This is a genomic window from Methanoculleus chikugoensis (assembly GCF_019669965.1).
GTDB classification, from domain to species: Archaea; Halobacteriota; Methanomicrobia; order Methanomicrobiales; family Methanoculleaceae; genus Methanoculleus; species Methanoculleus chikugoensis.
The window spans coordinates 2,124,462-2,137,845 of the sequence record NZ_AP019781.1 but is presented as its reverse complement, the minus strand read 5'-3'; the positions used below and the strand labels follow the sequence as shown (position 1 = coordinate 2,137,845).

13 protein-coding genes are annotated in these 13,384 nt (G+C 60.2%); 8 read left to right on the top strand and 5 right to left on the bottom strand.

Annotated features, from left to right (window positions below; all coding sequences use genetic code 11):
* Positions 1-25: 25 nt before the first annotated feature.
* Positions 26-901 carry a class I SAM-dependent methyltransferase gene (locus tag MchiMG62_RS10785; protein WP_221056956.1) on the top strand — a complete coding sequence of 292 codons (876 nt, stop codon included), beginning with the start codon at positions 26-28 and terminating at the stop codon, positions 899-901.
* On the opposite strand, the gene MchiMG62_RS10780 is transcribed toward MchiMG62_RS10785, so the two are convergent.
* Positions 898-1,449 (bottom strand): FmdE family protein, encoded by a 552-nt coding sequence (locus tag MchiMG62_RS10780; protein WP_221056955.1) that lies wholly within the window; start codon positions 1,447-1,449, stop codon positions 898-900. The genes MchiMG62_RS10785 and MchiMG62_RS10780 overlap by 4 nt on opposite strands.
* 186 nt (positions 1,450-1,635) lie before the next feature.
* Here MchiMG62_RS10780 and MchiMG62_RS10775 point away from each other — a divergent pair, with 186 nt between their 5' ends.
* The 6 genes from MchiMG62_RS10775 (at position 1,636) to MchiMG62_RS10750 (ending at position 7,317) form a co-directional block, all read left to right on the top strand.
* Positions 1,636-1,827 carry a hypothetical protein gene (locus MchiMG62_RS10775; RefSeq protein WP_221056954.1) on the top strand — a complete coding sequence of 64 codons (192 nt, stop codon included), beginning with the start codon at positions 1,636-1,638 and terminating at the stop codon, positions 1,825-1,827.
* Between the two features lie 171 nt (positions 1,828-1,998).
* Positions 1,999-2,913: a type IV pilin domain-containing protein gene (locus tag MchiMG62_RS10770; RefSeq protein WP_221056953.1), complete on the top strand. Its 915-nt coding sequence runs from the start codon at positions 1,999-2,001 to the stop codon at positions 2,911-2,913.
* 2 nt (positions 2,914-2,915) lie between these two features.
* Complete coding sequence (locus MchiMG62_RS13265) at positions 2,916-3,419, top strand: type IV pilin N-terminal domain-containing protein (RefSeq protein ID WP_244987694.1); 504 nt, start codon at positions 2,916-2,918, stop codon at positions 3,417-3,419.
* A gap of 393 nt (positions 3,420-3,812) precedes the next feature.
* Complete coding sequence (locus MchiMG62_RS10760) at positions 3,813-4,892, top strand: hypothetical protein (RefSeq protein WP_221056952.1); 1,080 nt, start codon at positions 3,813-3,815, stop codon at positions 4,890-4,892.
* A 74-nt stretch (positions 4,893-4,966) separates the two neighbouring features.
* Entirely contained in the window at positions 4,967-6,022 is a 1,056-nt protein-coding gene (locus MchiMG62_RS10755) for a phosphotransferase family protein (RefSeq protein ID WP_221056951.1), read from the top strand.
* Positions 6,023-6,594: 572 nt separating this feature from the next.
* The gene (locus MchiMG62_RS10750; RefSeq protein ID WP_221056950.1) at positions 6,595-7,317 is read left to right on the top strand and encodes a hypothetical protein; all 723 of its coding nucleotides are present in this window, start codon (positions 6,595-6,597) and stop codon (positions 7,315-7,317) included.
* A 276-nt stretch (positions 7,318-7,593) separates the two neighbouring features.
* Here the strand turns inward: MchiMG62_RS10750 and MchiMG62_RS10745 are convergent, their stop codons facing one another.
* Genes MchiMG62_RS10745 through MchiMG62_RS10730 form a run of 4 tightly spaced genes read right to left on the bottom strand, consistent with a single transcriptional unit; the run spans position 7,594 to position 12,270 of the window.
* Positions 7,594-8,490 carry a transcription elongation factor SPT4 gene (locus tag MchiMG62_RS10745; protein WP_221056949.1) on the bottom strand — a complete coding sequence of 299 codons (897 nt, stop codon included), beginning with the start codon at positions 8,488-8,490 and terminating at the stop codon, positions 7,594-7,596.
* Positions 8,491-8,877, bottom strand: coding sequence for a type IV pilin N-terminal domain-containing protein (locus MchiMG62_RS10740; protein ID WP_221056948.1), 387 nt, complete (start codon positions 8,875-8,877; stop codon positions 8,491-8,493). It abuts the gene before it with no gap.
* Positions 8,874-10,676, bottom strand: a complete 1,803-nt coding sequence (locus tag MchiMG62_RS10735) for a type II secretion system F family protein (RefSeq protein WP_221056947.1) — start codon at positions 10,674-10,676, stop codon at positions 8,874-8,876. The genes MchiMG62_RS10740 and MchiMG62_RS10735 overlap by 4 nt, the downstream gene beginning before the upstream one ends.
* Positions 10,660-12,270, bottom strand: a complete 1,611-nt coding sequence (locus tag MchiMG62_RS10730) for a type II/IV secretion system ATPase subunit (RefSeq protein ID WP_221056946.1) — start codon at positions 12,268-12,270, stop codon at positions 10,660-10,662. The genes MchiMG62_RS10735 and MchiMG62_RS10730 overlap by 17 nt, the downstream gene beginning before the upstream one ends.
* Positions 12,271-12,653: 383 nt before the next feature.
* Between MchiMG62_RS10730 and MchiMG62_RS10725 the strand changes: the two genes are divergently transcribed.
* Positions 12,654-13,238, top strand: coding sequence for a nucleoside recognition domain-containing protein (locus MchiMG62_RS10725; protein ID WP_244987693.1), 585 nt, complete (start codon positions 12,654-12,656; stop codon positions 13,236-13,238).
* Positions 13,239-13,384 lie beyond the last annotated feature (146 nt).

The following is a 13,384-nucleotide window of genomic DNA, read 5'->3' as shown; positions in this document are numbered from 1 at the left end:
CGTTTTGTGATTTCCATGAGGTTGTATGCGGTATGAAAGCCCCGGTGCCTCCGGCACCACGATTGACTACGTCTGTTTGTGGGACGAACAGCATGCCCGTTCTCTTGCGCAGAAGGAGAAGATGGGCGAGGATCGCGGGAAGTTCTGGTCGAACCAGGATGTGGTCGACCGGTTTGTCCGGAATCTTATCTTTGGGGATAAGTCCCGTATCGAGAACCAGATCGCCGGGATGCAGATCCCGCCGGGTTCGTCGGTTCTTGATATCGGTGCAGGTCCCGGGACCCTTGCGGTTCCTCTTGCCCTTGCGGGCTGCAGGGTTACGGTTGTAGAGCCGTCGGCTCCTATGGGTGCGGCGATGGAGAGATACCGCCGGCTGGTGAATGCTCCTCCGATCCGTGAGATCCGCGGCTGCTGGGAGGACGTCGGCCCGGAGGAGGCGGGGGTGCACGACGTCGTCGTTGCTTCACGGTCTCTTGTCATGGGCGATATCCGCACCAGTCTTCTGAAGATGGATGCGGCGGCGAGACATGCGGTGCACCTCTACTGGTTCTTCTCCTCCCCATCCGCTTCGGGAGGAAACGCCGAGCTCTGGCCGGCACTGCACGGTGAGCCGTACTACAGTGAAGCGAACGCCGATATCCTGTGGAACGTCCTCTGCCAGCTGGGCATTTATGCGAACGTGCAGGTTGAAACGAAGAAGAGAGGCCAGCGATACGCCGGGTTTGAAGAGATGCGGGAGGATTATTACAAGCGTCTTTCCGTAACGGAGGACTGGCAGCGGGAGATCGTCGATGTGTTTCTTCTCGAACGGGCGGTCAGGGACGGTTCTGAGTACGTTGCCCCGGGCCGTTCGCGAACCGCCCATATCTGGTGGGAGAAGGGTGATCCCACCCCGGATTAGTCCGCTTCCGTGTAATACGATCCCCGGGCGCAGTTGCCGCACAGGATCGTCTCTTCCGCCACAATCTCTTTGTTGTCCAGGATCGTCTCGCCGCACCTGCTGCAGCGGGTCCGGTGCTTCGGGAAGCCGGGGAGGTCGCCTTCGGGGATCACGACCCCGACTCTCTGCACCTTGAAGAGATCCTCCTCCGGTGCGTCGCGCAGCGCGGTTGCTGCCTCGGGGCCGGGATTCTCCGTCCGCTCCTTCTCCCGGGCCGAGACCCTGACGGCATCCTGTGTCGCGAGGTTGATGAACGTGGCGGCAAACTTGCCGTAGGGCCGGTATTTCAGCGTGCGACGACCGAGCGAGCACCCCGTGATCGCCTGGACTGCATCCGTAATGCAGCGGTCGATCTCGACATACACGATAAGATCCCTGTTTCTCACCATCGGGTCCATGTGGAGTTCCCGCATCCCGATCATCGTCATCCGGGTCCCGAGCACGATCCCGGGGCACATATCACCGTGGAACTCTTTTGCCCGTGCCAGGAGGAGATCGATCTCAGCCATCGTTTCTCCCGCCATCCGTTCCGGCAACGTCATGCGGTATATATCTCAGGTTGGTAAACAAATATCTTTTGATATTTCGGAAAAATTAACAGTATGTTCTTATCGGATTTTCCGCAGGAACCATGCCGGTCGGGATTTTTCTTGCAACCTTTGCGGCTGTTTCATGAACGCCCGGTGCGACCCGGGATGGGTTTCGGCGGCAACGCGAACCGGCTTCTCCTCACCGGGCGCGGCACCTCCCGTTTCAACCCGGACGCCCCCTCATGGCGGCGAGAGGCCGCCCGGCGGCAGTTCTCGAAGGAACCCAAAGACCCCCGGGTATCCGGGATTCCGAGAGGAAAAGACCTCGCCGGAGAGGAGTGCGCAGGGGTCGGATGAAGGGAGTTCTCAAAAGAGGGGATAAGGGTATATCTGCCCGGAGGGAGTAAACAAAAAACAATTAACTTTTGAGAAATGTAAACAGAATGCGATTGACTTATATACGTTGAAAGCCCACCCCAAGGCGTAGTCCTCTGAGCGCTTGCTTCGGGGATACGGAGGTTTAAAATTATGCAACGCAGAACAGATTTGAAAAAAAAGGATGATGCGGTCTCGCCCGTCATCGCCGTCATGCTGATGCTGGTGGTGACTATCATCATCGCGGCCGTGGTGAGCGGGTTTGCGGGCGGACTGGTGGGCTCGCAGAAAGCCGCCCCGTCGGCAAGCTTCGATGTCAGCCTGACGGATAAGAGTATCGACCTCACCGTACGGTCGATCTCCGAGGAGGTCTCCTCCAAGGACATCATGATCGTCCTCTCGAATGCCGGAGATACGCGGAAGCTGGTGCCGGGATACCACACAGTGCCATTCGGGTTTAACATCGTGGAATGGCAGGATGTAAAGGGTTTCAAGGATCAGGATAACGTTACCACTGCTGCTGACAACCCCTCTATTTCGGCGACACAAGCAGCAAATAGCACAAACTCAAAACAGTGGTTTGGAAACTATACCCTGAAAGCCGGTTCAAGGATGAGTGCCTCTGATGGTGCGTTTATAGATGTTTACAGTGGTATCAAACCGGAAGGTTTCACTAAATCTAAATTCTCTAAGAATGAGATCATCGGTGGTTGGACCCTTGCTCAGTGGACGAGCGTATTTGGAGACACAGCGACCGCCGATAATCTGGGTTCAGATCCTACTGTCCTTAAACTAAATTCTGGTTCTACGATTGGTGATGCCGATCTTGCTGCGCATTTATTTAGCAAGGGGCTTGCAACTAGCGGAGAGGCTGGCGCTACCCTTACGAGCTCCATCTATGCAGAAACCACTGATACTAACTGGGTGTTCGGAGCTACAAGCGTGTATGGCGATGGTTATGGAGGTATCACCGAAATATCTCCCGGCGACCGCGTCACCGTGACGATTGTCCATACCCCGTCGGGTCAGACCATGTTTATGAAAACCGTTACGGTGAAGGAGGCATAACGATGAATGCGAGAGAAGAATCACGGGATGCAGCAGTATCGCCGGTCATCGGCGTCATGCTGATGCTTGTCGTAACCATCATCATCGCAGCGGTGGTCTCCTCCTTTGCGGGAGGGCTGGGTACGACGAAAGACGCTACACCGACGGTTACCTTCAAGGCCGACCTGAGCGTGGCGGATGGTCTTACCATAACGTGCCTTGGCGTCAGCCCCGGCAAGAACGTGGATTTCGATGTCTGTGTCGGCGACACCAACTACTATAAAGTTGGAGGGGGCACCACGTCTACCTTTACCCCGGGGACAGGTATCAACATTCCTTCATTTGCACAGGGACAGCAAATGAGTCTTGACAAGGGATTTACCGATGCGTTTGGAGCCTTTGACGGGTATGAAGGGACCGGGACGTATGTGCCGAATCCGAGCTTTATCGGAAAGACCTACACTATCCAGCTGATCGACAAGGATTCCGGTATCATCGGGAAGGCATACGCAGTTCTCACGGCATAACTGCCCGATCATCGACCCGAACCAATTTTTTCGGGGGCTCATGCCCCCACATCTCAGGCAGCGACCGCGGCATACGTTCTCTGTCTTATTGCTCCGTTGAGATCGCCGGTGAAGTGCCTTGGTCGCGAGAGATCTGCAGAGCCGTGCAGCAAGGGATCACCCTCAGATCAGCCGGAACACCACAAATCAATCAGCGCCGGTTGAATTTTCCGGCAATCTCCCGTGCCGCCCTTCAATTCGGATCTCCTCACCACCAGCGCACATCAACTAAAATTAATTTACAGTGCCATTTTGTTAACGATAACTATAAACATTAATCTCATCAAAAATCCATACCCTGATATCATGTCAACAGAGAAACGACGCCCTTATTCCGCACCAATGTCCCGCAGGATGAGGGCACTCGCCTTCCTGTGCAGTTTCCTCATCACGTCCACCGTGTCCGCGAAGGAGTATGTCCTCAACGGCGCTTCCATCGAACAGTTCAAAAACGGTATCCGCTACGACGGGGAGGATGAACTCATCATCGAGATCGAGGACGACATCACCATCGCCGGCGGCGGCAATGCCGGCATCGAATCTGCGGCTCCGGTAACGATCAGGAGCTCCGCGGGCAGAACGCTCACCATCGTCGTGGACAGCGATGAAGAGTTCCTCTACGGAATCAAGGCTCCCTCCATCACGATCGAGAGCGGAAATATCGATATAACCGTCCACGGCAAGAACAGCAGCGGCGGCAGCAATGCCTACGGTATCTGTGCGGAATCGGGCAACGTCACGATCTCCGGCGGATCGGTATCCACGACCGTCGAGACCGCAGCCCACAAGAACAAAGGAATCTACGCCTTACGGTTCATCAACATCGCCGGCGGTCTTGTAAACGCCTACCAGCGCGGCGGGAGCAACACCTTCGGTCTCGACGGAGGCGAGGTGGAGACGGAGAACGCGGACGACGGCGTTATCATCTCGGGCGGACAGGTTGTAGTAAACTCGAGCGGGGCCGCGGCCAGAAACTACGGCATCGACTCCAAGTTCGGGACCGTGAAGATCTCCGGCGATGCCGTCGTTTTCATTCGCGAAGATGAGAGCGGCAGAGCAGACAACTTTGCGTACAACGAAAACGTCACCACCATCTCCGGCGGCAACGCGGTGGTGTTCGCATCCGTTGGAGGGAACTACATCCTCCGCGAAGACGCGGTTCTCACGCAGAATGCAACGCTGCTCCCCGGCGGGACGTTTGAGATCCCGGCCGGCCGGACTCTCGGTGTTTCCGGAGGGGCGTATCTGGCGCAGCCTGAAGGTGCGACCCTCCTCTTCGACGAGGGCTACGGTGCGTTCGGGTATGCCGGCTCCATCCCTGAGAGCGGGACGGTGATCTACGCAGGCGAAGAGCCGATACAGCAGGCTTCCGTTCCGGTGGCCGGACTGCTTGCAGGGCTGGGCGCTGCGGTCCTTCTGAGAAGGAGACAATAACACCTTATTTTTAAACCTATCATGGTGCCCGGAGCCCCTCCGGAAAAATACGAAACGTTCAGGATCGGATACGGATGACGGATGAGCGGGAAGTCTTTGAGAAGGTAGAAGCGCAGGTCCGGGCGCTTACGGGGTATACCGCCGTCCGGAGCATCCCGAAGGGGTTCTCGTTCGAACGGAAATATCTCCTCTCCTGCGGCGATGCGAAACGGTATCTGCTCAGGATCGCCCCACTCTCCGATCCGGGGGTCCTGCCGTATAAGCTGGCGGAGTTCGAGGTCATCCGGCAGCTCCGGAACTACTCCTCACTCGTTCCCGGCGCGCATGCCTTCGGTACTTCCGACGATGGGAGCCTGTGCTTCATGGTGCTGGACTTCATGGAGGGGACCGACGGGGAAGCCGCACTGGGCGGGCTGGCACTGCAGGACCAGTACCGGCTCGGGGTGCAGGCAGGGAGGGAGCTGAAGAGACTGCACGCGATGCCGGCACCGAAAGACTTACCGGACTGGCCCGGGGCCGTCAGCGCGAAATACGCCCGCAAGGCTGCCGCGTTTGACGCACAGTCCCTCCGCCCTCCGGGGATCGACCGGGCGCGCCTCTCCCGGTATATCCGGGAGAACATCTCTTGCATTCACGGCGCCGGCAGGACGTTCCTTCACGGCGATTACCATCCGGCGAACCTGATCGTTCGCGACGGGCGGCTGACCGGGATCATCGATTTCAACCGGCATGACTGGGGCGATCCCGTCCATGACTTTCTGAAGATGGCTTTCTTCACCCGCGCCATCAGTATTCCGTTCTCCGTGGGCCAGATTGACGGGTATCACGAAGGGCCGGTTCCCGCACTGTTCTGGAAGGGATATGCGGTGTATTGCGCCCTGACGATCGTTCTCGATCTCCTCTGGGCGCACGATTATGCCCGTAAAAGCGGTTTGCCGGGCGAGATCGGGCGATCCGAGGCGAGGGTACGGCGGGTCTATGCCGACCACCAGGCTTTGCGATGGACATCCCGTGCTGGTACCGGGAGTACGAGGGATGAGGGAGCGTTCCGGCGGGAAAGGAGGGGCGGTGCGGGTTCGGTCTTTTTTTGCAATCGCCAGGAGAATTCGGGTTGCTGTCGAGGCCGGTGACCGCATGCCCGGGTGCCGCGAGGCGGCGGATGCATGAACACCGGTAGGTGCGAATAACGACTTCCCGAAGGGAAAGGGTTCGAGAAACTCGAAGAGTTCCGATGGGTGCCTCCTCCCGGTAGCGGTGTTCTGGGATAACCTCGCATATTATCCTCATTAACAAAACGATTTTATTAAATATATAATATTAACATAAACTTGGTGGCGGTAGCGTAACGAAAGTTCCGTAATCGTACACTGAATATGCACAGTCGGGAGACCGTGAAGAATCTCATCCCTGTCTCCTCGACCCGGCGATGGTGCTGGAAGCATTCCCGCAGGCCGGAGCCGATGCATACGAGCGGACCAATGCGAAGGCATACCGGAACGGCTACAGGTGCGCGGGGGTGTCTCCCGGCAGGATCATCTACGGGTGGGAAGCGACTGCTTGGGGCGCACGGACGCGACCCGAACGCTCTCAAAGTGCTACAGAAGCATATCCCGAGACGGAAGGCTGGATCGAGAGCTCGGTGGACGATGCCGTCCGCGTGGGTGACTATGGAGAATGTCAAAGCGTTGTGGAGAGGAGAGGCATGAGAAGAATATCATCGCCCGGCAGGCGCGCCGGACTGCTCCAGCGGAGCAATAAGCAGACGCACCTGCCGCAGCGCAGTACAGATAACCGCAGTGCCATGCACGTCCGAACCCCCGCCCTCCTCCTGATCGCTCTCCTTCTCGTCGCGTGCAGCGGGTGCATCGCCCTCGAGAAGGACGACGGTCCCGATCCCGCCGAACCGCCGTGGTCGGGTGCAGCTCAGCCGTCCCCGGATAAAACGGCCCCTGCTCCTCCCTCGACAGGGAGTCGGAACACGGTGGTTCCGGTCGATCCGGTGCCGGTGCAGCCCGGCGAGCACCTCCCGAACCCGAACACGGCCAATGTCACGCCCATTCCGATGACCCGGATAGACACCACAAGGCCGGTTGCCGAGAAGACGAAGGTCTTCGAGGAACAGTATACCCTCTACCATTCCGCCAGGGGGCTGCAGGTGGACGTCGTCGACGTGCCGTTCATCATCACCTTCTCCGCGACCCCGCGGCATCCCGAACCGGACGCGAACTCCCGGCTCGTCGTCACCGTCCGCGACCCCGAGACCCTCCGGCTCATCGCCGACGAGGGTTACCACGGGATATACGGGAGCGCCCGGGAGAAGTCGATCACGCTCTACCGGGCGGGACGCTATATCGTGACCCTGGACGGGCGGTTCGTCGATGTGAAGGTGACGATGGGCACCGAGAAGATGAACGTCCCCGGATAGGCCGGCTCTCTCCCTTTGTCCTCCTTCCGTCAATCCGGCAGTTATGGTCTCGCACGAGGTGACCGTTTAGAGTTCCCTTTGCAAACCTTTTCACAAAGCACAAGGAGACCCTGGAGAAGAACCGTGCACGGCTTCCCACCGGTTATCGCCACGCACTGCCCCCGCCCCCCGGGGGGCGGGGGAGGAGCGCGAAGCGCGGGCGGGGTGGGGGCTACATAGTTCGTCATGGGCTGGATATTGACGGCGCTTTCAACGATCCCGGCCGGCTATGCGCCTTCATCGGGCGGAGACGACGACCCGGACCAGACGCAGCGTCACCCCGGGTGCCTGACCGTCGGCGAAGGTGAGCGTCACCAGGCCGTCTTCGGAAGAGGACGTGCAGTCTTTGACGTTGTTGTAGGTTTCATTCATCGCATGGAACGCCGCGTTGCAGTTCTCCCACAGCGATGCATTCAGCGGGACCGGGAGGGCCGTGTTGACCGCAACCCCTATTTCCGGGTCGGCGGTCAGGTTGATCGGCATATCCTCCACCGTAGCATCCAGCGAAAGCGTTCCGATGCCGTTTCCGCTCGCGAGGTTATCGTCCCCGGGCTCGAACGTCACGAGCGATATCCGGACGCCGGTGCAGTTGCCCCCTGCGCCCTCGTGCTCGATCCCGATGAGCGATCCGGCGAACCCCGAGGTCTTCGCTGCCTTGCGAACTTCCTCCATATCCGCGTATTCGAGCGGCGTCTGGAGGACTCCGTCGGTGACGTTGGTGTAGCCGTACTGCCAGGCATACCCCTGGTCACGCCAGAAGTTGCTGATCGGGGTGTAGGAGAACCCCGTCATGTTGCAGCAGTAGGTCGTCCCGTTCAGGGTCACGTTCGCAACCGGGCCTCCCGGGTCCTCGAGGACCCGGAGCGTCCCCCCCGACCTGACCGGGTCGAGGATCATATCGCCCCCGCCGAGGGGGATGCGTTTCGAGAGGCGCATATCCTGTTTAAGCGCCGCGGCGGCGGTCATGTCCGACCCAAACGCGAGGAACGACTCCTCGACCGCGTGCAGGTGCTCCACCTCCGCCTGCTGCTTGAGCGAGGGGATGACGACGGCGTTGTAGGCCGAAAGGAACGTCACCAGGACGGCGAGGAGGAGCATCGCCGCGACGACCGGCGAGACGGCGCGATCGTCCATTCACCGCACCTCCCCGGTGAAGAGGACCGCCCGCGGCATGACGAGGCGCACCGTCTCGTCGCCGGCGACCGTCCAGTTCACGACGATGCTGCTCCCGAGGTCGAAGACCTGCTTCTCAGGCGACAGGACGAACGTATCGGAGCGGTACTTCCGGGTCGCGGTGGTGTTCGAGACGACGATTTCGAGGTCGGCCGCCCGCACCCAGTCGCCGCCCTTATGGTAGAGCGTGACGTTCTCCGTTGTATTCGTCATCATGACGGTGACTGTCGGCGCCCGCTCGGTGGGGAGGAAGTTCCCGAGCGATACGGCAAAGACAGCGACGAGGAGGAGCACGAGGGAGATCATGAGCATCTCCCCGACGACTTCGGATACCGCTTCATCGTTCATAGCGCACCCCCGATGAGCACGACAAAGACCACGACCGTCGCGATGAGGAAGACGATGCTGTGCTTGAACCCGGAGAGGATGCTGTTTGCGCTGAGCTGCCCGGCCATGATGCCCGAGAACGCCCCGAGGATGATAGCGACGTGGAACATGTCGGTCGTGTTCCCGGCGATGTCCAGGGCGACGTCGAACTTCGCGAAACTCGACACGAACCGGGTGTTGAGTTCGAGGGCGGTGTAGAGGTAGACGCCGAAGGAGAGGTAGACGACGGCGATGTAGGTGAACGCCGAGTTGAACCGCTCCCGTTTCATCTTGAGATAGTGTTCGAAGTCGCTGATGGCGACCATGAGCGTCTCCCTGAGGTGATCGGTGATCTCGCTCGCTTTCACCACGAGCGATATCGCGCGTTTCACCGAGACGAGCCCGATCCGCTCCTCCATCCGGACGAGGGCGTTGCCGATGCTGACGCCCCGCCGGATCTCCTCGGAGGTGATCTGCAGCTCCGAACTCAGGAGCCCGAGTTTCGTGTTCGCGATCCGGTGGATCGCCGACTGGAGCGTCATCCCGATATCCTTCATATCGGCGAGTTCGCGCAGGAACTCCGGCATCTGGCGCTCGACGCTGTTGACGTACCACCGCCTCCCCTCGTAGGCGATCATCACGGGGAAGAGGGAGACGCAGACGATGATGCAGACGCCGACCTCCAGGGTGTACATCGGGAACCACGCGTCGAAGTAGCCGAGCAGGAGAAGCGCGGTGGCGCCGCCGCCGCAGAGCATCGCGAGCACGAGGCTCCAGTCGTAGTTCGAGATGTAGTGGCGGAACGGCTGCTTCAGCGCCTTCATGATCCCGAGGGTGCGGCTCCGTGCCTTTAAGGCCTTGATCAGCCGCGGGTCGACGTCTCCTCCCGGGTCCGGGATGTCGAGGCGCTCGCGGTCCCCCCGCTCCTGCCGGCTGATCTGGAGGTTTTCAGCGGGGAGGAGGGTATACAGGATCCCGATCATCACAATCGCCCCGGCAGGGATGCCGAGGGTGATCAGCGGCATCCAGCCCGCGAGATCGCTCTGGCCGGCGAGGTTCTGCGAGAGGATCATGATCATGATGACGATCGGGCCCGCAACGAACGCCGTGACGTAGACCTCGGCCATGATCTCGATGGTCTGGAGCGCCATCTCCTGCTCGCGCTCCGCGACGTCCCTGAAGAACCCGGAGCGCGCCCCGAGGAACGCGGTGATGTCCCCCCCGCTGTCGGAGAGGAGGGCGAGGTCGTTGAAGAAGTCGGCGAGGTTTGGCGACGGGGTAGTGTGCTGGAGGTTCTTCATCGCCGTGTGAAGGTCTTCTCCGAAGAGTTCCACGTCGCGCACGATCATGCCGAACTCTTTTGAGACCTCCCCGAAGAGGTCCATCTCCTCGTAGACCTTGCGGATGACCTCGTAGAGGGTCATGGTGGTGGAGAGGGCTTCCATGTAGGTGATGGCGTAGGGGAGGTCGAGGTCGATCTTCGTCTTCCTCCCCTGCGCGATGAGGAAGGGGTAGGTGTAGAGGGCGCCGGAGACACCGGCGATCAGGACAAGGAAGAGAACGATCTTTGTGACCGCGTCGGGAACGACGGAAAAGAGGAGGATCCTGTACCCGGCGTGGGTGAGATAGGCGATGCCCGCGAGGTATACGGCCGCCGCACCGGCGGTGGCGAGGAGAACCTGCCGCAGGTAGGCGGGATACGGGATGGGGATGTGCGCCATCCGCAGCGCCCTCCGGAGTTGGCCGCCGTCCGGGAGGGGCAGGTCACTTGGGACCGACATCTGCGCCTCCTCCGAATGCGGCTATTCGGCGGATCAGGTCGTCCACCCCGATACCGCCGTCCGCGTGTATCCGTGCGAGGAACTCCGCGCGGCGCGCAAGTTCCCTCTCCAGTTCGTCGGCCGACCACCCGCGCCGTCTGGCGATGTCGTCGAGGACCCGCGAACCGCAGCCTTCCCGGCAGAACCGGTCGGTGAGGGGATCCCAGCGGTAGAGGCAGTCGTGGACGATCTCCCTCCCCCGCTCGACCCGGATCTCGTGGAGCGAGTCGCACCGCCTGGCTGTTCCGTCGTTCAGGTAATGGAGGGACTGGATGACCATCAGGTCCAGCGCCCCGAGCATCGCGGTCGGCACGTTGATCGGGTCGCTGACCAGGCGGTTGATCGCCTCGTCGATGCTGCCGGCGTGGAGGGTCGAGAACGTCGTATGCCCGGTGTTCATCGCCTGGAAGAGCGTCTGGGCCTCGCGGCCGCGGACCTCCCCGACGATGATGAACTCGGGGCGCTGGCGGAGCGCCGCCTTGAGGAGGGCGAACATGTCGACATCCCCCTTCGAACCCCTGACGTTGATCTCGCGGGTCTGCGTCGGCAGCCAGTTCTCGTGCGGGAGCTGGATCTCACGGGTGTCTTCGATGGAGACGATCTTCGCGTGGTGGGGTATGAAGAACGAGATCGCGTTCATCGTCGAGGTCTTGCCGCTCGCCGTCCCGCCGACGACGATCATGCTCTTGCGGTTCTCGACGGCAAGCCAGATGCACGCGAGCACCTCCGGGCTGTAGGTCCCGTACTCGATGAGCGAGACGGGCGTCATCGGGTCTTTGCGGAACTTCCGGACGGTGAACGAGCTCCCCCTGGTGGAGACGATATCGGAGAACGTCAGCTGGATACGGGAGCCGTCGGGGAGCGCCGCATCGACGAGCGGCGTCGTGAGCGATATCTGCCGGTCCGCCTTCTGGGCGATCTTGAGGACGAACCGGTTCAGTTCGTCGCCCTTAAACGTGATGTTCGTCGGCATACTCTCGTAGAGCCGGTGATAGACGTAGACCGGGACGCCGACGCCGTTGCAGCTGATGTCCTCGAGGTAGTCGTCGTGCATCAGGGGGTCGATCCTGGCGAAACCCTGGAAGTTGCGCTTCAGGTAGTAGTAGAGGACACCGATCCGGTCTTTGGCCAGTTTCGGTGCGAACCGCCGCAGGATCGGCACCATGTCGTCGTACGTGAGGCTGATCTCGTTCTTTTCTCTGGGCGAGTCGAAGAGGAATACATCGCGTATGTAGTCATGGGCTTCGTTGAGGAGGATGTACTCCGAGGGTTCCAGTTCGGGTTCGAAGACCTCGTACTTCAGACTTGAGTTTTTATCCCGGGTGATGACGGCGTACGAGAATCCGGGGTTCAGCCAGTAGGTATTGACCGTGCCGTTGCCGGCGGAGGGGAGGGCCGGGCTGCCGGAGGCGATGTCTACCCCCGGCGCGTCGCGCGCCCTGAAGCGTGCGGCCAGGGTTTTGACTCCACCAAGTATCCTGGACGGAACTCCTCCGTTCGGGGTGCTCTCGTCTTCTTCTGTCGAACCCTGCTCCCGGTGCCTGAAGCGTTCCATCAGCGCCCTGATACTCCCGGGTATCCTGAGCCCTGCGGTCGGGGTAGCTCCGTATGTTTCCTCTGTCGAGCCCTGCTCCCTGCGCTGCAACACTTCTAATCTCCTGGAGTATACTTTATAGTTAATTAATTCCATAAGTTAACTATCTTATGTATACTCACGAGGGTCTTTCCTGGGTGACGATCTCCTTGGGCGTGGCGGTGATGGTGGCCCGGTCGTCGCGTCTGCCACAATCGATGAGAACCCGGACGACACGGATGTTTTCTATGAGTTCGCCTGTTGGTTATGTGTAGTAACACTTATTATATAAATTATAATAGATTGTAATACTGTGCAGATACGTCCGGGAGAATAAAAGATGGTATTCGGGGAAGGGTAGGGCCGTGCAGGTATTCTTTTCCGCGGTGAACGCCGTCCTGCTGGTAACCGTGGGCATCGTCGTCGTGAACATTCTCGCCGAGGCCGGGGTCTTTTCCCGGATTTCATCGTTTACCGGGCCGTTTTGCAAGATCTCCGGCCTCTCCGATGCGTGCGTCCTTTCGATCGTCGCGATGGGGGTCAACGCCACGGCGGGAAAGTCGATGCTCGCCGAATACTACCGCGACGGGAAGGTGACAGAGCGGGAGGTGATCCCGATCCTTATCATGGGCGCCTTCCCGGTGGTGCTCGGGGAATCGCTCTTCCGCGTCCAGCTCCCTGCGGCCCTGATCCTCCTCGGCCCTGTTGTCGGGGGGATCTACACGGGGCTGAACCTCTTCTCAAGCGGCATCCAGGCGCTTTTCGCCCTCCTCTACAGCCGCCGGTTCCTCGCAGATCCTGGACATGTGATCGCCCCGGTTCCTGCTGCCCCCGTGGCCGCGCTCGCGCTCAATCGGGGTTCTGTCATCGCCGGGTGCAGGAAGGCGGTCCCGCCGCTCCAGCGGGTCGTTCCCATCACCCTGGTCGCGCTGGTGTTGGTTGTGTTCTGAGGGGGAGGGGGGCGCACGCCGAGCTGGTGGGGGTTGCCGGGAGGCGAGACGTGCCCGGAGGGTTTTTGGATGCCGTTGCTCCGGAGATGACTGTCCTAATGTTTGAGGGGTGGTGTATGTTCACCGTCGGGTGTGAATGGCAGGGG